This window comes from Luteimonas salinisoli (assembly GCF_013425525.1).
GTDB classification, from domain to species: Bacteria; Pseudomonadota; Gammaproteobacteria; order Xanthomonadales; family Xanthomonadaceae; genus Luteimonas; species Luteimonas salinisoli.
This window is the reverse complement of the sequence record NZ_JACCKA010000031.1, coordinates 19,657-42,555: the sequence shown is the minus strand read 5'-3', so window position 1 is coordinate 42,555 and position 22,899 is coordinate 19,657. Positions and strand designations below refer to the sequence as shown.

At 71.4% G+C, this 22,899-nt stretch carries 18 protein-coding genes; 9 read left to right on the top strand and 9 right to left on the bottom strand.

Going from position 1 to position 22,899, the window contains the following annotated elements:
- The first annotated feature begins 11 nt into the window (after positions 1-11).
- The 3 genes from H0E84_RS04805 (at position 12) to H0E84_RS04795 (ending at position 5,777) form a co-directional block, all read left to right on the top strand.
- Complete coding sequence (locus H0E84_RS04805) at positions 12-1,109, top strand: efflux RND transporter periplasmic adaptor subunit (protein ID WP_180677498.1); 1,098 nt, start codon at positions 12-14, stop codon at positions 1,107-1,109.
- A gap of 361 nt (positions 1,110-1,470) precedes the next feature.
- The gene (locus tag H0E84_RS04800; RefSeq protein WP_180677497.1) at positions 1,471-4,455 is read left to right on the top strand and encodes a bifunctional diguanylate cyclase/phosphodiesterase; all 2,985 of its coding nucleotides are present in this window, start codon (positions 1,471-1,473) and stop codon (positions 4,453-4,455) included.
- A gap of 104 nt (positions 4,456-4,559) precedes the next feature.
- Entirely contained in the window at positions 4,560-5,777 is a 1,218-nt protein-coding gene (locus tag H0E84_RS04795) for a potassium/proton antiporter (RefSeq protein WP_219339597.1), read from the top strand.
- 54 nt (positions 5,778-5,831) lie between these two features.
- Here H0E84_RS04795 and H0E84_RS04790 read toward each other — a convergent pair whose 3' ends face one another.
- From H0E84_RS04790 to H0E84_RS04770, 5 genes are all read right to left on the bottom strand, one after another.
- Positions 5,832-6,680 (bottom strand): polysaccharide deacetylase family protein, encoded by an 849-nt coding sequence (locus H0E84_RS04790; protein WP_257644071.1) that lies wholly within the window; start codon positions 6,678-6,680, stop codon positions 5,832-5,834.
- Between the two features lie 201 nt (positions 6,681-6,881).
- Positions 6,882-9,008 carry a hypothetical protein gene (locus H0E84_RS04785; RefSeq protein WP_180677495.1) on the bottom strand — a complete coding sequence of 709 codons (2,127 nt, stop codon included), beginning with the start codon at positions 9,006-9,008 and terminating at the stop codon, positions 6,882-6,884.
- A gap of 138 nt (positions 9,009-9,146) precedes the next feature.
- Positions 9,147-9,545, bottom strand: a complete 399-nt coding sequence (locus tag H0E84_RS04780) for a glutaredoxin family protein (RefSeq protein ID WP_180677494.1) — start codon at positions 9,543-9,545, stop codon at positions 9,147-9,149.
- Between the two features lie 107 nt (positions 9,546-9,652).
- Positions 9,653-9,862, bottom strand: a complete 210-nt coding sequence (locus H0E84_RS04775; protein ID WP_180677493.1) for a hypothetical protein — start codon at positions 9,860-9,862, stop codon at positions 9,653-9,655.
- 229 nt (positions 9,863-10,091) lie between these two features.
- Positions 10,092-10,343: a hypothetical protein gene (locus H0E84_RS04770; protein ID WP_180677492.1), complete on the bottom strand. Its 252-nt coding sequence runs from the start codon at positions 10,341-10,343 to the stop codon at positions 10,092-10,094.
- A gap of 296 nt (positions 10,344-10,639) precedes the next feature.
- Here H0E84_RS04770 and H0E84_RS04765 point away from each other — a divergent pair, with 296 nt between their 5' ends.
- Complete coding sequence (locus H0E84_RS04765; protein WP_180677491.1) at positions 10,640-10,852, top strand: hypothetical protein; 213 nt, start codon at positions 10,640-10,642, stop codon at positions 10,850-10,852.
- A gap of 69 nt (positions 10,853-10,921) precedes the next feature.
- Here the strand turns inward: H0E84_RS04765 and H0E84_RS04760 are convergent, their stop codons facing one another.
- The 3 genes from H0E84_RS04760 to H0E84_RS04750 form a co-directional block, all read right to left on the bottom strand.
- Complete coding sequence (locus H0E84_RS04760) at positions 10,922-13,243, bottom strand: CocE/NonD family hydrolase (RefSeq protein ID WP_180677490.1); 2,322 nt, start codon at positions 13,241-13,243, stop codon at positions 10,922-10,924.
- 217 nt (positions 13,244-13,460) lie between these two features.
- Positions 13,461-13,691, bottom strand: a complete 231-nt coding sequence (locus tag H0E84_RS04755) for a hypothetical protein (RefSeq protein ID WP_180677489.1) — start codon at positions 13,689-13,691, stop codon at positions 13,461-13,463.
- 251 nt (positions 13,692-13,942) lie between these two features.
- Positions 13,943-15,148, bottom strand: a complete 1,206-nt coding sequence (locus H0E84_RS04750) for a serine hydrolase domain-containing protein (protein WP_180677488.1) — start codon at positions 15,146-15,148, stop codon at positions 13,943-13,945.
- A 390-nt stretch (positions 15,149-15,538) separates the two neighbouring features.
- Here H0E84_RS04750 and H0E84_RS04745 point away from each other — a divergent pair, with 390 nt between their 5' ends.
- Entirely contained in the window at positions 15,539-16,507 is a 969-nt protein-coding gene (locus H0E84_RS04745) for a bifunctional helix-turn-helix transcriptional regulator/GNAT family N-acetyltransferase (protein WP_180677487.1), read from the top strand.
- 84 nt (positions 16,508-16,591) lie between these two features.
- Here the strand turns inward: H0E84_RS04745 and H0E84_RS04740 are convergent, their stop codons facing one another.
- A complete protein-coding gene (locus H0E84_RS04740; RefSeq protein WP_257644068.1) occupies positions 16,592-19,564 on the bottom strand; it encodes a ligand-binding sensor domain-containing diguanylate cyclase in 2,973 nt (990 codons plus the stop codon).
- Between the two features lie 418 nt (positions 19,565-19,982).
- Between H0E84_RS04740 and msrB the strand changes: the two genes are divergently transcribed.
- The 4 genes from msrB (at position 19,983) to H0E84_RS04720 (ending at position 22,839) form a co-directional block, all read left to right on the top strand.
- On the top strand, positions 19,983-20,432 hold the full coding sequence (gene msrB / locus H0E84_RS04735; RefSeq protein WP_180677485.1) for a peptide-methionine (R)-S-oxide reductase MsrB: 450 nt from the start codon (positions 19,983-19,985) through the stop codon (positions 20,430-20,432).
- A complete protein-coding gene (gene msrA / locus H0E84_RS04730) occupies positions 20,429-20,929 on the top strand; it encodes a peptide-methionine (S)-S-oxide reductase MsrA (protein ID WP_180677484.1) in 501 nt (166 codons plus the stop codon). The genes msrB and msrA overlap by 4 nt, the downstream gene beginning before the upstream one ends.
- A 136-nt stretch (positions 20,930-21,065) precedes the next feature.
- Positions 21,066-22,121: a DUF5694 domain-containing protein gene (locus H0E84_RS04725; protein ID WP_180677483.1), complete on the top strand. Its 1,056-nt coding sequence runs from the start codon at positions 21,066-21,068 to the stop codon at positions 22,119-22,121.
- A 328-nt stretch (positions 22,122-22,449) separates the two neighbouring features.
- Positions 22,450-22,839: a YybH family protein gene (locus H0E84_RS04720; RefSeq protein ID WP_180677482.1), complete on the top strand. Its 390-nt coding sequence runs from the start codon at positions 22,450-22,452 to the stop codon at positions 22,837-22,839.
- The last annotated feature ends 60 nt before the right edge of the window (positions 22,840-22,899 follow it).

Genomic DNA, 22,899 nt, shown 5'->3' with positions numbered 1-22,899 from the left:
GGATTCCCCCCATGCGAACCCTGCCCAAGCTCCTGATCGCGATCGCGGTCGCCGCCGCGGCCGCGCCGTTCCTGTTCGACCGCGGCGTCGATGCCGGTGCGACGCCCGCGCCGGCCCCGGCGCCGGCGACCGTCGACGTCTCGCCCGTGCGCACCGCCACGTTCGCGCCGCGGCACTGGGCACCGGGCAGCGTCATCAGCCGCCGGGACGCGCAGGTCGCCGGCGAGTCAGGCGGCCGCGTGGTGCGCGTCGCAGAGATCGGACAGGCGCTGCGCGCGGGCGATGCCCTGGCGGTGCTGGACGACACCGGGCTGCGCCTGCGCGAGCAGGAGGCGGCCGCCGAGGCGGGCCGCATCCGTGCCCAGCTGGACCTAGCCACGCGCCAGGAAGCGCGCTACGCACGGCTCGCCGCGCGCCAGGACATCGCCCGCGCGCAGCACGATCAGCTGCAGGCCGACCGCGACGTGCTGGCGCAGGAACTGGCGCGCGCGCGCGCGCTGCTGGCGCAGATCAGCCACCAGCGCGAGCGGATGGTGGTGCGCGCGCCGTTCCCCGGCACCGTGGCCGAACGCCACGCGCAGGCCGGCGAATACCTGGCGGCCGGCGCCACCGTGGCGCGCCTGGTGGACACCGCCGACCTGGAGGTGCGGGTGCGCGCGCCGGTCGAACTGGCCCGGCATCTGGCGGTGGGTACGCCGGTGACGGTGCGTTCGGCCGACGGCGACCGCGAACATCCGGTCGGCGCCGTGGTGCCCATCGGCGACGAGAATTCGCGCCAGCTGGAGCTGCGCATCGTCCTCGACGCGCCGCGGTTCCCGGTCGGCAGCGCCGTGGATGTCGGCCTGCCCGGCGCCGCCGCGCGCGAGGTGCTGGCGGTGCCGCGCGACGCGGTGATTCTGCGCCGCGAGGGGGACTACGTGCTGCGCGTGGATGCCGCCGAGCGCGCCGAGCGCGTCGCCGTGGAGACCGGATCGCAGCTGGACGACCTGGTCGAGGTCTCCGGTGCGCTCGCACCGGGGGACCGGCTGATCGTCCGCGGCGGAGAGCGCGTGCAGCCGGGCCAGGCGGTGGTGGTGCAGGATCGCGCGGACGCGGTCGCGCGGCGCTGACGCACCACGATGCGCGGGCCGGGACAGGTCCCGCGCGCGACGCGATCGAGCGCGCCAGCGACACCGCGAGCGCGCCGGTCCGCGTGGCGGACAGGAGGTGCGCGATGCGGGCCGTGCGCCGCCGCGCCGCAGCCCCCGGACCCGCGAAACGCCTGCGGGGATGGCATCGCCACGGCGTTTTCACGGGACGTTCCTTGCCGGCTGCGCAAGATCCGATACGAGCCGGATGCGCGATGTGGACGCCGTCACTCCACGAACGCCGCCCGGCGGGGCAGACTGGGCGCGGGCGCCCATCGGCCGCTACCGGGCGTCGACAGGGAGAGGGGGAATTACGGCCAAGACAGCCAGCAGACGCGAGCGATTGCTGTCGGGACTCTCGGCCCGCATCACGCGCCGCTTCGGCATCGCCCTGGGGGTGCTTCTGGGGCTGGCCCTGGCGGCGTTCCTGGCCCACGACCGCGCCTCGCGCATCGCCGTGGCGCATGGCCACGTCGGGACCGTCGCCCGCGGCGCCGAGGGCCTCGTCCACGAGACGCTCCACGCCCAGGAGCAGGTGCTGCGGGTCGTCGCCCGCGAAGCGGCCGCGCATGCCGGCGACGCCACGGGCACGGCGCACGCTCCGGCCATCGCCGCGACCGCGACCGACGAACTGCATGCCATCACCGTGCTCGACGATGCGGGCCGAGCGCATGGGGCGGAAGGGGTCGCCGCCGAGCTGCTGGACTGGGCCGGCGCCGCGATCCGCCGACCGGGCGAGGACATGCGCCTGGGGACGCTGCACAGGAGCGCGGACGGCACGTGGGCGCTGCCGCTGGCCGTGCCGTTCCCGGGACAACGGCCCGGGGGCGTGCTCGCGCTGCTCGACCTGTCGGCGCTGCAGCTGCCGCTGGAGCGGCTGGAGGCGGGCCAGCGCAGCCTGATCACCCTGCTCGACGCCGAACGCAAGGTGCTGGCCCGTACCCGGGACCCCGAAGCGTTCGTCGGCACCCGCTACGAGGATCCGGCGATCGCGGAACGCATCGCCGGCGGCGTGGCTCGCTCGGTCGAGCGCAACGTCAACACCTTCGACGGGGTCGACCGGATCCGGGCGTTCACCGCCCTGCAGGCCTACCCGCTGTATCTGGGCACCGGCCTGCCGCGCGCGGACGTTCTGCTGCCCTGGTACTTCACCGCGGGCGTGGCCGCGGTCCTGTTCACGCTGTACTGGGCCGGCCTGGCGCAGCTGCTGCGCACCATCCGCCGCGCCGAGGACCGCCAGGACGCCCTGCTCCGCCAGCTCCAGCAAGGCGCCGAGCTGCTGTCGGTGGCCCAGCGCGCCGGGCACATGGGGGCCTGGGGAATCCGCCGCGACGGCGAGATCTGGTGGACCGACGAGGTGCCGCGCCTGTACGGCCTGGCACCGGACACGCCCGGCCTGGGCCTCGAGCACTTCTTCCAGCGCATGCATCCCGACGATCGCCAGGCCATGCGCGACTGGGTCGAGCGGATCCGCCTGCAGGGCGGCGAGATGTCGATCGACTACCGGGTATCGATGCCCGACGGCCAGACCCGGCACCTCTCGGCGCAGGGCGCGCAGGTCGTCACCGCCGGCAGCGGCACCCGCACCAGCGGCGTGGTGCTCGACGTCACCGAGCGCGTGCGCAACCAGCAGCGCCTGCTGGACGCCGAGCGCCAGTTCCGCCTGCTGTTCGACCGCAACCCGCTGCCGTTCTGGGTGTACGAGGTGTCCAGCCTGCGCTTTCTCGAGGTCAACGACGCGGCGATCCGCAGCTATGGTTACTCGCGCGAAGAGTTTCGGCACATGACCCTGCTCGACATCCGCCCTCCGGAGGATGCCGCGCGCCTGCGCGCCGACGTCGCCAAGACCGGCGCCGGCGACCACGTGCCGCGGGTGTGGACGCATTGCCGCAAGGACGGCTCGTTGCTTGAGGTGCGCATCCACGCCGCCGACATCGACTTCGACGGCCGCCGGGCGCGCCTGGTGCTGGCCGAGGACATCAGCGAGCGCCAACAGATCCAGCGCAAGCTGACCTACCGCGCCACCCACGACACCCTGACCGGCCTGCCCAACGAGAGCTATTTCCGGCAACGGCTGGGCGACCGCATCGCCGCCGGTGCCGGTGCCGGAGGCGAGAGGATGGTGATCGCCCGCGTGGTGCTGCAGCGCCTGGCGATGATCGGCGACAGCCTCGGCGGCGCGATCGGCGACGAGGTCCTGGTCCAGGCGACCGAGCGCGTGCTGCGGGTGCTCGGCGATCAGGACCTGGTGGCCAGGCTGCAGGGTCCCGAGCTGATCGTGGCGATGTCTCCCCGCGCCGGCGACGGCGAAGGGCACGCCACGGTGAGCGCGCTCGCCGCGGCGCTGCGCGAGCCGGTCTGGGCCGCGAACGCCCCCCACTACCTCGACGCCGGCTTCGGTCTCGCGCTGTACCCGGAAGACGGCGCCAGCGCCGAGGAGCTGATCCGCAACGCCGGCCTGGCCGCGCACAACGTGCAGCACCACGCCACGCCGGAAGGCATGCGCTACAGCGCCGAACTGGGCCGCCGGGCCTCGGCGCGGCTCGGACTGCTCGCGCGCCTTCACCAGGCGATCGAGCACGGCGAGTTCGTCCTGTACTTCCAGCCCATCCACGACCTGGCCAGCGGCCGCGTCGCCGCCTACGAGGCGCTGATCCGCTGGCCGCAGGCCGACGGCGGCTTCATCCCGCCGAACGAGTTCATCCCGCTGTGCGAGGACAGCACGCTGATCGTGCCGCTGGGCCGCTGGGTGTTGCGCGAGGCCGCGCGCGCCTACCACGCGTTCCTGGCCGCGGGGCATCCGCCGCTGCCGATCGCGGTGAACGTTTCCGCCAGCCAGTTCGGACGCAGCGACCTGGTCGCCGACGTACAGGCCGCGCTCGACGAGATGGACCTGCCCCCGGACGCTCTGGAGATCGAGATCACCGAAAGCGTGGTGATGAGCGACCCGGAGCAGGTCATCGACGTCCTCGCACGGCTGCGCGGGCTGGGCGTGCTGATCGCCATCGACGACTTCGGCACCGGCTATTCCAACCTCGCCTACCTGCGCAGGCTTCCGGCCCATATCCTCAAGATCGACCGTACCTTCGTGGACGACGTCGAGCGCGACAGCGCCAACGCCGCGATCTGCAGGTCGATCATCTCGCTCGCCGAACTGTTCGGCCTGCACGTCACCGCCGAGGGCATCGAAAAGCGCACGCAGCTCGAGTGGCTGCGTGCCAACGGCTGCGACCGCGGCCAGGGCTACCTGCTCGGCCGCCCTCAGCCCCTGGGCGCGCTGCTCTCGGCCGGTCGCAGCACCGGACGGCAGCATTCGCTCCGTTCCTGACCCCGGGCCCGCGGACCGGGCCCGGTTCACTTCGTTCCATCGCCTGCGCGGAGGCGCGGCGGCGCTCGGGTACCATGAGCCGCCGTCTCCCGAGGCCACCCATCTTGCCCGGCTACTCGTCCGAACTGGTCTTCTTCGGCATCGGCCTGCTGCTGGTGCTCACCGTGCTGGCGGGCAGCCTCTCCAGCCGCTTCGGGCTGCCCGCGCTGATCGGCTTCATGCTGCTGGGCATGCTCGCCGGCTCGGAGGGACTGGGCGGGATCTCGTTCGAGAACGTCGGCCTGGCGCAGGGCATCGGCGTGCTGAGCCTGGTGTTCATCCTGTTCTCCGGCGGGCTGGACACGATCTGGCGCGAGGTGCGCGGCGGCGCTGTGCCGGCATTGCTGCTGGCCACCGCCGGGGTGATCGTCAGCGCGGCGGTGGTGACGGTGGCGGCGATGTGGCTGCTCGGCTTCACCCCGCTGCAGGGCTTCCTGCTGGGCTCGGTCGTCGCCTCCACCGATGCCGCCGCGGTGTTCGCGATCATGCGCTCGCGCAACATGCCGCTGCGCGACGAACTCAAGGGCGTGATCGAGGTGGAGTCCGGCTCCAACGACCCGATGGCGATCTTCCTGGTCGGCGCCGCGCTGCTGCTGATCGCGGTGCCGGAGACGTCGCCGCTCGCGCTGGTGCCGGCGTTCGGCGTGCAGATGGCGGTGGGGGCGCTGGTCGGCTACGCGATCGGCGTGGGCTTCCCGGCGCTGCTGCGCCGCGCGCGGCTGCGCGTGGGCGGCCTGGCGCTGGTGGTGTCCATCGCCGCAGCGCTGCTGTCCTACGGGCTGGCCGGGCTGCTGCAGGGCAATGGCTTCCTGGCTGCGTACATGGCAGGCATCGTGGCGGGGGCGCGCGAATTTCCGTCGCGGCGCACGATCGCCATGTTCCAGGACGGCTTGGCCTGGCTGGCACAGGTGCTGATGTTCCTCACCCTGGGGTTGCTGGTGTTCCCCAGCGAACTGGTGGAGGTGCTGGGCCCCGGCCTGGCGATCACCGCCGTGCTGATGTTCGTGGCGCGGCCGCTCAGCGTGTTCCTGTGCCTGGCGCCGTTCCGGCGCTACGGCTGGCGCTCCAAACTGTTCGTGTCGTGGGCCGGGCTGCGCGGCGCGGTGCCGATCGTGCTCGCGACGTTCCCGATCGTCGCCGGGGTGCCGGGCGCGCAGTCCATCTTCAACATCGTATTCTTCGTGGTGCTGCTCTCCAGCGTGATCCAGGGCCCCACGCTCGGCTGGCTGGCGCGCAGGCTTGGGCTGGACACGCCGCAGCCGCAGGCGCCGTCCGGCCACTGACGCCGCGACCGGACGCCTCCTGGGCGGGGCCCGCGAGGGTCCGGGACGATCCGCCTAGTCGACCGGCCGCGTCCGAACGTCGCGTACGTGGGTCATGATCTCGAGGAAGGTGTCGACCCAGTAGATGTCGGGATGCGCCGCCAGGTGCTCCAGCAGCTCGTCGTGCGCCCGCGTCGACACTGCGAGATGGTCGCCGCCGATGCCGTGGAAGGTGAAGTTGACCATGCCGCCCACGCGTGCGGCCTGCTCCACCCGGGCGATCAATTCGCTGCCGGCGACGCCCACCGGAGCGTCCACCGGGACCGCATCCGGATCGAGCGTTGCCATGTCCGTCACCGGCCCGATGCCCCGCTTGGTGGCGACGAACGCCGGCGCCACCAGGGCGGCGTAGTCGCCGTCGCCGGCCAGCGTCTCGCCGCAGGGCGCAGTGAAGGTGCGCCGGCTGCGCCCGTCGAGCGCCTGCAGCGCGACGTTGGCCAGCAGGACCTGATCGCGCATCTGCCCTGCGCTGGTCGCATCCAGGTCGCGCTCGGGCGCCACCCAGGCGCGGTCCGGCGCGGAACCGGAGCACTGATGGAACAGGCTGTGGTTGCCGAGCTCGTGGCCGCTGGCGGCCGCCGCACGCCATTCGGCCATGCGCCGCGCGACCGCGTCGCTGGCCAGGGTCAGGTAGAAGGTGGCCTTGAAACCGTACCGGTCGAGCGCCGGGAGTGCGTTGTCCAGCTGCGAATCCAGTGCATCGTCGTAGGCCAGGCTGACCGCCGCGCGGCGGGCTTCTGGCCACGGGAACGGCAGCGGCGCCTCCGTCGCGGCGGCGGCTCCGTTATCGTCCCGGACGAGCTCGGGGCCGGCGGCTCGCGACGCCGCAAGCGGCAGCAGGCACATCCACGCGACGATCATCATCCTGGTCAACGGCGCGGCTCCTGGCTCGGCGCTCCATTCTGCCAAAGCCCGGGCGCCGGCGGCGCGAATACCCGCGCGAGGTCCGCCACGCTAGATGATCGGGCCGTCCCGTCCCGGGCCCATCTTGTCGCGGGACCGCCGGCACCAGCAGGACGCGGCGCGTTCGAGCGGGCGCCACTCGACGCTGCATCCGTACTTTCGTCAGCCGGCCGGCTCCATCCGGAAGGTGCCGGTGGTGGGCTCGCCGGACGTGATGCTCAGCGCCAGCAGATCTTCGATCACGGCGCCGCCATGGACGTCGTCGGAGAGGATGGCGAAGACCTCGTCCGGGGTGGTGGCCACGGCCAGGCGTTCGTCGGTGGACGACCACCACGGGGTCTCGATGCCGGCATCGAGGTTGTCGAGCTTCTCCTGGCCCTGGCCCTCGAGCACCGACGCGCGCCCGCGTTCGTGCATCGCCATCAGCTCGTCGGTGGTGAAGGTCATCTGCACGTGGTGGTCGCCGTCCAGCTCGCGGTTGCCGGCTGCACCGTCGTAGGACGCCTCGAGATAGGAGGCCAGCACCGGGTCGAGGTCGGCGCGCACCACGGTCCACTGCGCCTGGTCGAAGTCGGGCTCGCCGTTCGCCGCCACCTGGAACCGCACGTCGGTGGTCAGGCCACCCGAGTTGCTGTAGGTGAGCTGGCGATCGATCGTGCCGTCGTCCCAGCTGGTGTCGCGGACGCTGATCTGGCTCTCGCCGCCCGTGCTGATATCCAGGCCACCGAGCTGGATGCCGATGAAGCTCGCATGTTCGCCGTCGTAGATGCTGGTGGTGCCAGACTGCGGCACGCCCGGCGGCGCCCAGTCGGGCACGCGGCCGCTGGTGATGAATTCCTGGTAGGCGGCCTGGCCTTCCGCGGTGGACAGGTCGATCCTGGCGACCTCCATCTCGCGCGTCTCGCTGCTGTACTCCGAACCGATGCCGATCGCGGCCACGCCCTGGCGGCCGATGCCGAAGAACATTTCGTTCTCGACCGTGTCCACCGGGCCTGCGTAGACCTCCACGATCGAGCCCTCCTGCCGGGTGACGCCGAAGCCGAGCCCCGACAGCTCGGTGTGGGTGCTGCCGAGGGTGAAGGCCTTGTAGTTGGCCTCGAAGGACGAGCCCTCCAGCGACTGGCCGCGGATCAGCAGCGAGGTGCCCGTGGGCATGCCCATCGGATCGAGCGGGTTGGGCAGCGCGCTCAGTTCGCCGCCGTCCAGTTCGGCGCCCTGCCCGGGCGTGACCACGGCTTCGTAGCTCAGTCGCGTGCCCGCGAACTGCTGGTACTCGCCGGAAACGGGCAGCCCTCTCATCACCCCGCGCAGCAGCGGCGAGCTGTTGGCCAGGTCGCGCGCGCCATCGGGCAATGCACCGAGCCGCTCGGCCCAGCCATAGATGCGCTGCAGCGGCGTCTTGCCCAGGTCCACCCCGGCTTCGCCGCGGATCTCCACCGTGGCCTCGAAACGCTGCGTCTGCTCGAAGCCCACACCGGTCCGCACCTCGGAGAGGGAAACCTCGCCCTCCAGCGTCGCCGTGGCCTCGCCGCGCACCGGCAGCCACTGGGTCGTTCCCAGCCCGCCCAGGTCGGCGGAATAGCCGACGCTGTAGCCGGGATTGATCAGCGGCCCGAGGATGTCGTTCGGCACGGTGGCGAGAATCTCGTAGCCGGCCGCGATCTGCTCCGGCGTGGCGCTCTCCGGAAGCTCGATGCCGAGCATCGCCAGCGCACCGCGGGCCTGCGGCAACGGAATGGCGTTGACGTCCGAGGAGGAGGTGCCTGTCTCCAGGTAGGCCGGGATCTCGTTCGGCGCCGTCGTCGCCTCTTCGACGATGCGCTCCAGCTCCTGCACGTAGGGGCTCGAATCGTAGGCCTGCCGCGCCTGCTGGTATTCGTGGTCCGCCGTAGCCCCGGGCAGGACGTCGAAGTCGCTGCGCTGCGGCTCCAGCCGCTCGAGCGCCGCCTCGGCGGCTTCCGCGCGCGACTGATTGAAGCTGGCGTTGCGCGAATCGACGATCGATTGCCGATCGGCCTCGGGCAGGTTGCGCAGGGGCGGTTGCGACAGGTCGGAGGTGTCCGGCAGCGGCATGGCGTGGATCGCCGCCACCGCCTCCTCCGCGGTGGTCGCCTGCGCCGGGTCCGCCGGCGGCGGCGCCTGGGGAGCCTCGGGGGCGGCTTGGTCCGATGTCGCGGGGGTCGCCGGCGCCTCGTCCTGGCGCTGTTGCCAGGACTGCCGGATCGCGTTCTGGTCGTCGGCGGGAAGCCGGTGGTAGGTCTGGGAGTCGACCCCGTAGATCTGGCTCATGGCCTGCCTGCGCTCAGGAATGGAAGCAGGCGTGACACTAGCGCCGGCGTGCGCGGAGACGGAATTCGGGTAAACCCTAGGTCCGTCCAGCGGCCGACGCCGCGGCGAGGAGCTGGACCTCGCTCCGGGCGTCCGCTGCTAGCCGGGATCGCGCTGCACCAGGGCGGCCAGCACCGCGGGATCGAACCCCTCGATCCGCGCCTGCGGAGTCAGCAGCACCGGCATCAGCCGGACGCCCATGGCCTGGATGTCGTGCCAATGCGGATTCGACCGTTCCACGATCCGTTCCTCGTAGGAGACGCCCGCCTGCTCCAGCCACGCCTTGACCCTCGGGCTTCCGGCGCAGCCGTCCTGCGTGTAGAGCACCACCTCGGCGGTGGCGGCGCGCAGGTACCGGCTGTTGTCGACCTGCGTGTAGCCGGGGGCCGGGGGCGCATCGCGCTGTGCGTACCAGCGGCCGGCCAGGCCGCCGGCGGCGATGCAGGCGATCAAGGCCGCCGCGAGCATCAGTTTGCTTCTTTTGGATCCCGTCTTCATGGCCATGTCATTCCCTTGCATGTTGGTCCGAACGCCCGCAGAACCGGTGAGGCGGCGCGGCCGTGATCAAGGAAAGGGAGGCAAGCCTCCCTTTCCGTCGGTCGGCGTCAGAGCGGCTCGCAGCCGCACGCCCAGTGGCAGTCGAAGTAGTTGCAGATCCAGTCGCCCGGATCGCAGTTCTGCTGCCGGCACTGCTGCACGCAGCCCCAGTCGCACTCCGGCATGACCGTCGTGGTGTTGGCCCACGCCGACAACGCGGCGCTGGCTCCGAACAACACTCCGCACAACAGCGAGAACTTCACCTTTCTGGTCTTCATGGTTCCTTCCTTTGGTTGACGTCGCCTCGCCTCGAGGCGAGTCGAAAACTAGTCCCGGGAAGCACGCACGGCACGCTGCGCCGCAACAGGGCCGGCAAAGCAGGCCATGGCCGCACACGACCACCGCCAGGGCCGCCGCCAGCGCTGCGCGCGGCGCCTCGGGATCGGCCGCGACGTCCAGCCCGTGGGAGTTCCCGGCGCATCTTCGGTGCATGGACCCACGTCGCTGCTACTCCGGCCGGCGCGCCCGGCTGCGGACCCAGGCCAGCGCACCGGCCGCCATGCCCTTGAACTTCGGAGCGTCCGCCAGCGGGGCGACGAGCAGCCTGTCAGGGCGGAAGCGTCGCTTCACGTCGTGATAGAGCTGCGAGCGTGTCTGCCCGGTCTCGGTCAGGAACAGGCCCGGCGCGAGCTCCAGCATCCCCGCCGGATCGATCGGGCCAGGCAAGGCGGAGGCTTCGAGGTAGACGATGTAGAGCATCGGCCCACGCTAGCGCATGGCCCGTGCACGCCCGCGCAAGGCGCGGCGCTAAAGATTCCGACAGCGCGATGGCGCCAGCGGTGTTCTGCTGGATTCGTCCCGGATGGCGGGCGCGAACCAGGCACGTCATGCGCCCCACCGGCGCCCCCTCCATCCGGGGCGGCGCATGAGCCCCGCAACCCGGGCAAGCCCCCGGCAGCCCGCGGGACCGTCGGGGCCGGTGGCCGTCTATGGCGCCTACGGCCATACCGGGCGTTTCATCGTCGCCGAACTGTTGCGCCGGGGCCGCACGCATCGTGGCGCTGCCTTCGGTGGCGTTCTACGGCGCGCTGGCCAACCTGCTCGCGACGGCGACGCTGGACGACTGGCCGGGCGCCGAGGCCATCGACATCGCCGTGGGGCTGGACAGCTGGCATCCCACGCGGGGAAGGCGCCTGACCGGCGAGCGCAACCACTGGCGGCGCTGGGTGGTCGAGGAGGGTGCGGTGCGATTCGCGGCGGATGCATGAGCAAGCGTGGGCTGGTTCGCCGCCATTGCCCGGCGCTCATGGCCGCGGAGCGCGGCTCCGGGGCGGCCGCTATCGCGAATCCGGCGATGGCGGCTCGCCGGATGCCCGGGCGTCCACCGCAGCGGAAGCATCCACGTGCGAGAGCGGCACCTCGATGAAGCTCCCGGGCAGCCATTCGACCTCGAGCGGTGTGCCGGCATCGGCGATCGTTTCCTCGGCGACAGCGCCCCCGGTCCCATAGTTGACCTGATGGAAGCCGTTCTTGAGGATATCGACGACCAGGACGAGCCGGCTTCCCGCGGCGAAACGCTTGCTCACGAGCCGCGTGCGATCGAACGGAAGGTCGACGACCTCGCCCGGGGAGAGCAGGTCGCGCCTGGCCAGATCCCTGGTCTGGCTCGCACGCCCCACGTAGTAGGAGAGCGCGAAGCTGCTGCCGTCCGGCCGCAACTCGTAGAGCGCCGCGAAGAAATCGAAATCCCTCCTGTTGCTCCTTACGCGGAAGCGGCCGGAAAAACCGCCGCTGATCTCGACCGGCTGCTCGAACGGCTCGCTCTCGAAGACCAGGCCCTCGGAGAAATTCGGCGCGGTATCGACGATCGGAAAAGGGTAATAGCCCGCGTCCGTCGTCTGCCGGTCGGAAAAGTCCACCCGCCGGACCACCTCGCCACCAGCCTCGGATCGATCGGCAGTCAGGCGCATACGCCCGGATGCCGCGGTGCCGCTGGCGAGGAACAGCCGCGACCGTGCAGCGCTCATCGCCGCGATCGAGGGCGCATGGCGCCAGCGGTTCGCGCCCATGACCTGATAGTTGATGCGATCCTTCAGGATGGCGGGCTTTGGCGCGCCCCGGAACACGTGATCGAACCAGGCGAAGGTGAGTTCGGTCGTATTGAACTGCGCTACCGGATCGACCGGAGAGTCGCGCAACGTCTCCGGCTTGAACTCCTGCTGCGCACCGAAATGATCGTATGGCCCGATGACGAGATGGTGTTCGGCGTCGGAATCGTGGCGATAGTGCTCCTTCAGGTAGTGGACCGCGGAAATCTGGCCGTCGTCGTAGTAGCCGGTGATCGACAACACCGGAATGTCGATCTGGCCGAACTCCTCGCCGTAGGGGACCATTGCCTGCCAGTAGCCGTCGTACGTGGGGTGCTCCAGCCAGCGCTGGAGCCAGGGGTTCGGCGTGCCATCGATCGCGTCGATCTCGCGATAGGCCCTGCCGCTGCGGTACCAGTTCTCGTTGAGCGACGCCCAGCGCCCGCGGTCGTCGTTCACTTCCCGGTCGAGGGTGCGGTTGTTGGTCACGTAGAACGCCCACGCGTAGTTCGCGTTGAGGAAGACGCCGTTCTCCATCGGCAGTCCCTGGCCCGGAATGGCGGCGACGTAGGGGACGATCGTCTTCAAGGCCTCGGGACGGCGCTTTGTCGCGGCCCATGCCGCAAAGCCGGTATAGCTTCCGCCGTACATGCCGACCCGCCCGTCGCTCCACGGTTGGCGGGCGACCCACTCGATGGCCGCGACCGTATCGGCCGCCTCGGTCTCATAGGGACGGATCGCGTCGGGACTGTCGAGCTTTCCGCGCGCATTGACGACGATACCTGCATACCCGTGCGCCGCTGCCATCGCCGCGATCCGGCGGTTGCGTGCGCGATCCGAGTAGATGGTGAAGTACATCGCCGTCTCCAGCGGAGCGTTTTCGCCTGCCGGGCGGACCAGGGTCGCCGAAAGCGACGCCCCTTCCGGTGTCCTGATCAGGATCGCGTCATCGACCACGAATCGATCGGCGCGCAGGGCCTCGATCGTCTCAGCCGTGGCGCTCCCGAACGTTTCGAGCAGGAGGTGGTCGGCATACGCTTCCGCGATTTCGATGGCCTCGTCCAACGCCACCGTGGCTGCGCCTGCGTGGCGCGAGAGCTGCCTGTCGAGCGCTTCGACCGAGTTCGCTGCATGCGTTTCGAACCACGCGCAAAGGCGCTCGGCGACAACGGGGTCGAGCGCATCCATGCGCTGCCGAAGCAGGCCACGGTAGGTCGCGACGGCCGCGCGCCGCCCTTCCGGCGTGCCGGGCCGCGCTTCGGCGTAGAGGTCGAGAAAGAAGCGCCGGAGGGCGGCCGGATCGGCCGATGACGGGACGTGCGGTTCGCGCTGGCCTGGGGCCGCCGTGGCGGCGCCGCTTGCGATGCCCACCGACGTCCGCTCGTGCGACCCCGGCGGCAGCCGGTCGACCGGAGCAAGCGCCAGGACTCGACGCGCGAACAACGCCAGGGATTGCCGATCCAGGCTTTTCGCCTCCGCCGCCGCGAGACCGTAGGGGACGTCCTGGGCGGCGACGTGGTGTGGCACCGGCAAGGCGAGGAGAAACAACACGAGAACTGCGACGATGCGCATGGGCCTCACAGCGAACGGTATCGGGCTTCGATGCCCAACCAGATGGCGGGATCGCCCGGGAGTGCTGGATCCTATCGCGCGATCGAGTCGCGCGGACAGCGGGATCTCTCCGGCAGGCGGCGGATGAGCCCGGCCGGCGGCGTTCAAGCGAACCCGGCCGCCGTTCCCGACGGCGTGCGCCTGCGACGCACCGGGAAGCGCGGCCGACCCGGCTGGTTCAGGCCGCCGCCGCGTGACGCGCCTGTGCCGGGCGCCAGCCGAGCAGTCGGGCGGGCAGAAACAGGATCGCCTGCAGGAACGCGAACAGCGCGGAGAAGGTGATGCCCACCAGGCGGAACGGCAGGGCAAGCAGCCAAACGAGCGGCCAGAGCAGCAGCGCCAGCAGGGCCAACGGCCAGCACAGGACGAAGAGGACGAACCAGGCCAGCATCGCGATCAGTGTCTTCATTTCCAGGCTCTCCGGCTACCAGCGCGCCCCGGCCGGGGTCGCGACCGGACCCAGGTTGCGATGCCCCGCTGCCACTGGCAACCGTTTGGCGACGAAACCGCCTGAAACGTCGACCGGGCCGCGAATCCGGCGACGAAGGACTGATCGCCCGCGGGTCGCAGCGAGCCGGCCCGCCGGGCCTGCATGGCCGGTCTCGCAGAACGTCTACCCGGCCTGGCCTTCCGACCGTGCTCCGCTTCTTCCACGCTGCGTCAGGGGACGGAGTCTTCCGCGCTGGCGTCTGCGCCGCCGGCTTCCCGTTGCGCCTGCCGGTACCAGCGCTCGTACTTGCCCCTCAGCGGCGAGTCCGGATCGACGAGCGCCAGCGCCTGCGGCATCGCCGCCAGCCCCTCGAGACCGGGCGCGTTGAACAGGATCACCACGCCGTCGCCGGACCGGGTGTGGATGTAGGCCAGGGCGAGCTCCGACCAATCGCTGCCGCCATGGGACAGCAGTCTGTCGTCGCCGTAGTCGAGTACCTGCCAGCCGAGCCCGTAGCCCTGCTCCCGCGGGCAGCCGCCCGGTGCGGCCATCGCGCAATCGACGACCGCCTGGTCGCCCAGCGTCACGTGCACCCGCTCGCGCTCGCCGCGCATGGACGCGCCGTAGCCTTCGCCGTCCCGAGCGGCCACCAGGAAGCGCGCCAAGTCCTCCACGGCGATCGCCATGTCGTCGGCCGCCGAATACGTGCCCGGCTCCCGGCACCAGCCGTTCGGACGGCAGTAGTGCCCGTGGAAGCGCCCGTCTTCGTCGCGCGCCTGGGCGAGGCGGTCGAAGGTGTCTTCGCGGATGCCGTAGGCGGCACCGGGAATCCCGAGCGGCTCGAGCAGGTGCGTCCTCACCAGCTCGCCGAAGTCCGCGTCCAGCCGCTTGCCGGCATAGGTGGCCACGTATTCGTAGCCCTCGCCGGAGTATCCGTAGGTCGTGCCCGGATCGTGCAGGAAGCCGAGTTTCCTTTCCGGCACCAAGAAGCGCCAGTTCGGGAAACCCGTGGTGTGGCTGAGCGCCATGCGCGGGGTGAGCAGCGCATGGCGTGGATCGTCGGCGACGTCCGGGTCGACCCAGTGCGGCGCCATCGGCTCGTCGAGCGCGAGCAGGCCCGCGTCGGCGAGGCGCAGGATGGTTTCCGCGGTGAAGACCTTGGTGATCGAAGCGACGTTGAACAACGTCGTTCTCGACGCCGGAACACCGGGGCTCTGTTCCCCGTAGTACCCGCTCCATGCGATCTCGCCGTCGCGGATGACCGCGACCCCGGCGGTATTGATCGCATTTCGGCGCACCAGCCCGGCGAAGGCCGAATCCATCGCGGCCGCGTCGATCGCCGCCGGATCGCCGTGCCGGGCAGCGCCTGGCGATGCACAGGCGCCCAGCGCGAGGACGAGCATCAGGCATGTGAGCGTCGAGATGGTCGACCGCATGCGGCGTCTCCTTTGCACGGGTTGGCGAACGGACGGTGCCGCCGGGATCGCGATTTCCGCCTGCCCCGACTCGGCGGCCCCGGCCGCGAGCGATCAGCCTGACCCGGCGAGCCGGCGCGGAGAGCGTGCCATTCGTCGTGTCGCCCGCGGCCGCCCCGGTGGCGCGGCACCGGCGCGCGGCCTGGGTCGGCCGAGCGGAGACGGAACGCGCTCCGCTCCCGCGTGTGCCCTCGCCCGGGGCCGATCGGCATTGACGACAGCGGCGTCCGGCACGCGGTTTTGCAGCGGACCGTGCCGTCCGTCCGACGGGACGAAGCAGCCTGTCGGGGCTTGCCGGCGGTCGCGTCGCGATTTATGTTAGTGCTTACGTAAATACCGCCGGATCTCGCCATGAACTTCCTTTCGGTGCAGGGCACCCTCGCCCTCGCCAGCCGCCTCAAGGTGGTCAGCGAGCGCAGCTACGACCTGATCGACCAGGTCTATCGCGAGCACGGCGTCGGCCTGCAGGCGCGCTGGTTCCCGGTGCTGCGACTGCTGCAGGAGCGCGGGCCGATGAGCGTGGGCGGGATCGCCCGCGAGATCGGCCTGACCCACTCGGCGATCAGCCAGCTGGCCACCCGGCTCACCCGTGCCGGGCTGCTGCGGCGCGAGCCGGCCCCGGACGACCGCCGCCAGCGCGTGCTCGCCCTCACCGAGCGCTGCCAAGCCGAACTCAAGGCCGCACGCCCGCTGTGGCAGGCGATGCGCGAGACCGTCGAGCACCGGTTGACGGGCATCGGCGTGGACCTGCTGGACGCGCTGTCGCGCTACGAGGCCAGCCTCGACGCGCAGCCGCTGCCGGCGGAGGTGGCGGAACGACTGCGCCAGCGCCAGGCCGAGCAGGTGCGCATCGTGCCGTACGCGCCGCAGTGGGGCGCGGACTTCTACCGGCTCAACGCCGAATGGCTGGCGAAGTACTACCAGATCGAGCCGATCGACCACGCCGTGCTCTCGGAGCCGGAAAAGCACATCCTCGAGCCGGGCGGCGCGATCCTGATCGCCCTGGTCGGCGACGAGGCGGTCGGCACCTGCGCGCTGCTGGTGGACGCGCCGGGCGTGTACGAACTCACCAAGATGGCGGTCACCGAGCGCCACCAGGGCCTGGGCATCGGCCGCAGGCTGATGGAGGCGGCGATCGCCGAGTTCGAGCGCCTCGGTGGCCGCGAGCTGTTCCTCGAATCGCAGAAGCGGCTGCAGCCGGCGCTGCGGCTCTACGAGAGCGTCGGCTTCGAGCTGCAGCCGGGGGTCAAGCCGGGCACCCACTACCAGCGTGCGGACGTGTACATGATCTACCGCGGCCGGAAGGACGCCGGCCGCTGACGAAACCGGGCCGGCAGGTGGACCCACCGGAACGAGGCCGCGGGCGATCGGCGGCGGACGACGGATGCGTCGCCTGTCGCGCGCTCAACCGGTGAGGATGCGGTCGCGCCCCTCGCTCTTGGCGCGGTACAGCGCCTCGTCCGCGCGCCTGACCAGCTGCGCGGGGGTCGCATCGCGGGGGCCGAGCACCGCGGCGCCGGCGCTCACCGTCACCTGCAGCCCGTCCACGCCGCCCCAGCCGCCACGTTCGGCCAGGCGTTGGCGCAGGCGGCCGTACAGGGAGACGGCGTCCTCGATCGACGCGTCGACCAGCACCATCGCGAATTCCTCGCCGCCGATCCGCGCGGCCACGTCCGATACGCGGGTCACCGACGCCAGCAGCTCCCCGACCTCGCGCAGCACCGCATCGCCCACCGCGTGGGTATGCGTGTCGTTGATGGACTTGAAGCGATCGACGTCGATCACCAGCACGCACAGCGGCTGCCGCCTGCGGCGCGCGCGGGCGACCTCGCGCTCGAGCGTCTCGTCGAAACTGCGGCGGTTCGGCAGTCCGGTCAGGGCGTCCTCGTACGCCTGACGCTCGAAGGTCTCGGCCTGCTCGCGCAGGCGCGCCAGCAGTTCGCTCTTCTCCACGTCCGCCTGCAGCAGCTGTTCGGTCTGCCGCTGCAGGACGCGCGTGCGGTCGTCGACCAGTCGCACCAGGCGGGCGTTGGCGGAGCGGTAGCGGCGCACGCCCAGGCGGTAGAGCCAGGCCAGCAACACAAGCGCCGCCAGCGCGCCCGCCGCCCTGGCGTCGGCGCGCTGCCACCAGAACGGCGCCACCGAGAAGCGCCACGATGCTTCGTCGGCGCTCCACGCGCCTTCCGGGTGGGCCGCCGCGATCCGCAACGCGTACTCGCCCGGCGGCAGGCCGACGAACTCCACGCTGCGCTGGCGGCCGTGCTCCATCCAGCGCGCGTCCAGGCCGTCCAGCCGGGTGCGGTAGCGGATGCGCTCGGACAGCAGGAAGCTCAGGCCGACGTAGGACACCGAGATGCGCGCGCCGCCGGGCAGCCGGTCGCCGTCGCTCCACGCGTACGGCGCGCCATCGACCCGCACCGTCTGGATCGTCGGCTGCGGCGGCCGCCGCTTGCGGAAACCCCGCCAGCGCAGCGGATCGACCGCGCTGACGCCGCCGGCGGTGGCCATCCACACCGTGCCGTCGGCGCGCAGGATCGCCGACGGCGAGGAACTGCCGTTGCCCTGCGCGTTCGACATGCCGTCGGTCTCGTCGTAGCGCTCCAGCGGCAGCCGCTCCAGGGTGCCGTCGGCCGCCGCCTCCAGGTCGGAGATGCGCGCGCGCAGCATGCCGCGGTTGCTGGTGATCCAGGCATTGCCGATACGGTCGGGCACGAGCTGGAACACGGCATCGACCGGCAGCCCCTGCTCCAGCCCGACTCGGGCGAGCGTGCCGTCGCGCTCGCGGTAGAGGCCGCGGTCGGTCGCGATCCAGACCGCGTCGCCGACACGCTGGAAGCCGAACACGGTGCGCGCGCCGCTCAACCGTTCGAGCGGCAGCCGCCGCACCCGCCCCTCGCGCAGCACGCTGGCGCCCTCGACCGAGCCGATCCACAGCGCGCCGTCGAATACCGCCAGGGCGGTCACCAAGCCCTCCGGCAGGCCTTCCACCTCCGGCCGCACCACCCGGCCTCGGGAGATGCGCACCGGTCCGCGATGGCTGGCGACCCACACGCCGCCCTGTCCATCCGGCGCGATCGCGCGCACGTGCCCGGGCGGCAACCCGTCGCCGGCGCCGTAGCGGCGGACCACGCGCCCGCCGCGCAGCTGGAACACGCGGCCGCCGTAGGCGCCCACCCACAGGTCGCCGTCCGCCGCCTCGGCGATGCTGAGGACCGACGGCGGCACGTCCGGCTGCAGCGGCACCGCCTCGATCCGGCCGTCGCCGTGCAGACGGTCGAGCCCGCCGGCGCTGCCGACCCAGAGCGTTCCTCGGCGGTCCTCCAGCACTGCGCGCACGTAGTCGCCGCTCAGGCCGTCGCGGCGCGTCCAGCGCGTGAACAGGGTTTCGCGGAACCGGAACAGGCCACCGTTGGCCCCGGCCCAGATGCTGCCCTCGGCATCCTCCAGCAGGGAAACGATGCGGCCCGGCGGGCGCGCCTGGTCCGGCGGGGGCGACTCGATGCCGTAGGCGCCCAGGCGCAACAGCCCGCGGCTCTCGCTGCCGATCCACAGGTCGCCATGACGGTCCTGCAGCAGCGCCGTCAGCACCCCCTGCCCCTCGACGCGATGGACGCGCTGCGGGCGCCCGTCCTGCACACGATGGATGCCGTCGCCGGCCACCACCCAGAGCGTGCCGTCCGGCGCCCGGTACGGCCATGCGATCCCGGCCGCCAGGGCGGGCGCCGCCTGCACGCGGCGGATCTCACCGGACGCTTCGCGCACCATCAGGCCATCCATGCCGCCGATCCAGAGCCGTCCGCCCTCGTCGACGGCCATGCGCGGGAAGCTCGCCCGCAGCGGCACGTTGCCGGGCGGCTCGACGTAGTCGAAGCGCCCGTCCGGGTGCAGGCAGCCCAGGCCCTGGCCCTCGAACAGCAGCCAGAGCCGCCCGCCGTCGTCCATCGCCATCGCGTGGATCAGCACCTGCGGCCAGCGACCCTCGCTGTTCCAGAACCGCCAGCCGCCATCGGCGGCGCGGCGGCCGAGGTTGCCGCGCGAGTCGCTCATCCACAGCGCGCCGTCCGGGTCGACGTACAGCGAGCCCACGCCGTTGTCCGGCAGCGCGGGGTCGGTGGTGGCACGGCTGTAGACGGTGAAATCGAGGCCGTCGTAGCGGACCAGCCCTTCCCAGGTGGCGAACCACAGATAGCCGTCCGGCGTCTGCGCGATGTCGCGCAGCGAGTTGTGCGGCAGTCCGTCGCGCGAGGTCCAGCGGTCCACCACGTAGTCGCGCAGCGGGGCCGCCGCGGTCGCCCCGGGCTGCGCGTCCGCAAGTGCGGCGGGAGCAGGCTGCGGATCGGCAAGCGCCGCCGCGAACGGCACGCAGGCCAGCAGCATCGCCGCCCGGGCGCGGCGGCGCGCGGTCCGGGCACCGTCACATTCGTCAGCCGGACCCGTGACCGCGCGCGACACGCCGCCGGGCCTCAGCGGGCCCGGCGCCGGGGCGACGTCTCGGGCCGGACCACGCCGGTCGCCGCAGGAACGCGAAGGCGCTCGACGCCGCCCGGCGCCGGAACCGGCACAGAGCTGTCGCAATACGTGCGGGACATGCGGCGCGGGCGTCCAGCGATCCGCTGGTTCCATCTGGTCATGGGCATCGGTTCTGGGGCGGGACAGGGCGTATTGTAGAAGCGCATCGAAAACATGGGTTCGTATCACCGCCGGTGGCGCAGCCTGCCATTGACGTATTGAAAACCCCGCCCGACGCACGCATCTGGATGGAGCGGCATCCCGGACGCTACGACGGAGCACGACCATGGCCAGCTACAGCAAGACGGAAGAAGCCATCGCCCGGCTGACCCCCGAACAGTATCGCGTGACCCAGCAGAACGGCACCGAGCGGCCCGGCACCGGCGAACACCTCGGCAACAAGGCGCCGGGCATCTACGTCGATGTCGTCTCCGGCGAGCCGCTGTTCGCCTCGTCGGACAAGTACGAGTCCGGATGCGGCTGGCCCAGCTTCACCAGGCCGATCGAGCCGGCCAACGTCGCCGAACTCGGTGACGACAGTCTCGGCATGCGCCGGGTCGAGGTGCGGTCCGCCCACGGCGACAGCCATCTCGGCCACGTGTTCCCCGACGGGCCGCCTGATCGCGGCGGCCTGCGCTACTGCATCAACTCGGCCTCGCTGCGCTTCGTGCCGCGCGAGCGCATGGAGGCGGAAGGCTACGGCGCGTATCTCGACCAGGTGGAGGATGCGCGATGACCACCGAACGCGCGGTCCTGGCCGGCGGCTGCTTCTGGGGCATGCAGGACCTGATCCGCAAGCTCCCGGGGGTGGTCTCCACCCGCGTCGGCTACACCGGCGGCGACGTCGACGACGCCACCTACCGCAACCACGGCACCCACGCCGAGGCGATCGAGATCGTCTACGACCCCGGGGCGACGAGCTACCGTACCCTGCTGGAGTTCTTCTTCCAGATCCACGACCCGACCACGTCCGACCGCCAGGGCAACGATCGTGGCCCGAGCTACCGCTCGGCGATCTTCTACGTCGATGAGGCGCAGAAGGCCGTCGCCGAGGACACCATCGCCGACGTCGACGCCTCCGGCCTGTGGCCCGGCAAGGTGGTCACGGAGGTCGCACCCGCGGGCCCGTTCTGGGAAGCCGAGCCCGAGCACCAGGACTACCTGGAGCGCTATCCGGACGGCTACACCTGCCATTTCGTCCGCCCCGGCTGGGTGCTGCCGCGGCGCGGCTAGCGCGGTTGCCTTTGCCTGCAACGCCAGGTCGTTCGCCTTCGGCGAGCCCCTGCACCCGCTTTCCACCCATGCCCGATGTCACATGCGCAGGCGCGCGCGGTGGCGTTCAATCGCCACTTTCATCATGGAGGCGAAGATGAGCGGACGATGGACGAAATGCAGCTGGCTGCTGGCGCTGGCGATTCCCTGTGCGGCCCAGGCTCAGGTGGACCTCACCGGACTGGACCGCGACATGGCCGGACCGCGCGCGCAGGTCCTGGTGCTGGGCAGCGTGCACCTGGGCCAACTGCCGGCCGCGCCGGCGCCCGGCTCGCTCGACCCCCTGCTGGACCGGCTGGCCGCGTTCGGGCCGGAGATCATCACCATCGAGGCGATTCCGGGCGAGGAATGCGATCTCGTCGCCCGCCACCCGACCGTATACGGAGCGGACTACTGCCCCAGCACCGATGCCGCCAGGGCCGCGACCGGCCTGGACGTGCCGGCCGCGATCGCCGAGGTGAACCGCACGCTCAAGCACTGGCCCGCGCAGCCCACGTCGGCGCAGCGGCGCCGGCTCGCCTCGCGCTTCCTGGCCGCCAGCGATCGCGCTTCGGCGCTGGTGCAGTGGCTGCAGCTGCCCGAAGGAGAGCGGCGCACGGGCGACGGGCTGGACGACGCGCTGGTGGCGATGCTCGAGGGCTTCACCACACGTGCCGACGAGAGCTACCAGATCGGCGCGCGCCTGGCCGCGCGCCTGGATCTGCCGCGGGTGTACGCCGTCGACAACCACACCGGCGACAACACCGACGTCGAGGACGTGCAGGCGTTCGGGCAGGCGGTGCAGCAGGCCTGGGACGCTGGCAAGGCGGAACTGTCGGCCCTGCAGGCCCAGGAACACGCTCTCGCTCAGCGCACCGACCTGCTGCCGCTGTATCGCTACATCAACCGCCCGGACAACCTGGAAATGCTCGCCGACCTCAACGCCGGCACCGCCATGCGCGCGCAGTCCGCGCAGGGCTATCCGCAGATCTGGGTGGCCGGCTGGGAAATCCGCAACCTGCGCATGGTGGCCAACATCCGCGCCACCTTCCGCGAACGGCCCGGGGCGCGCGTGCTTTCCATCGTCGGCGTCTCGCACAAGCCGTGGTTCGACAGCTGGCTGGGGCAGCTGCAGGGCGTGGAGATCGTCGATGCGGAGCAGGTGCTGGAGTGAGCCGCGACCCGGTGGCGGCAGGCAAGCCACGCCTCCCATAGGAGCGGCCCATGGCCGCGAAAGCCAGGGCCCTCTCCGTTCGCCGGACGCCAGGTGCACCAGCAGTCGGTGCTTTCGGCGAGCCGATCGGTGGCCGCCGGTCCGTTTTGGCCCATCGAGGGAGGCTTGCGGCCACCGCGCCGGCGCACATTCGGCCTCCCGAGCCTGTCGAAACGAGTCCTTCCCGTTCGTCGTCGAGACAGGCGCAGCGGTCCGACCGACTCCTGGAAAGTCAACCAGGCGCCGGTAGCGGTCCTCCGCGCCGCCATCCACCCAGCGGGAGAAACCGATGAGCGAAGAGATCCGGCAGCTGGTGCAGCGCTGGCAGGCGGCGATCCGCGCCGGCGACATGGACGGCATCCTGGCCGACCACGCCGACGACGTCCTGATGTTCGACGTGCCCGAACCCCTGCAGTCGGTCGGCAAGGCGCAGTACCGGAAGACCTGGGAGCTGTTCTTCGAGTATGGAAGCCCCGGCGACGACGTGTTCACGATCGAAGACCTGCGCATCACCGCCGGCGACGACGTGGCCTTCTGTACCGGGCTGCTGCGCATCGGCGGCTCGGCGCGCCCGGTCTGCCGCCTCACCCTGGGCATGACGAAGGTCGACGGCCGCTGGCTGATCGCCCACGAACACCATTCCGCGCCGCATGCGCTGCAGCCTGCAGCCGCGACGTGACCTCTGCGTGCATGGTCCCACGTGCACGGGCCTCTCGGCCGCGCTCTGCAGGGCGTGCGC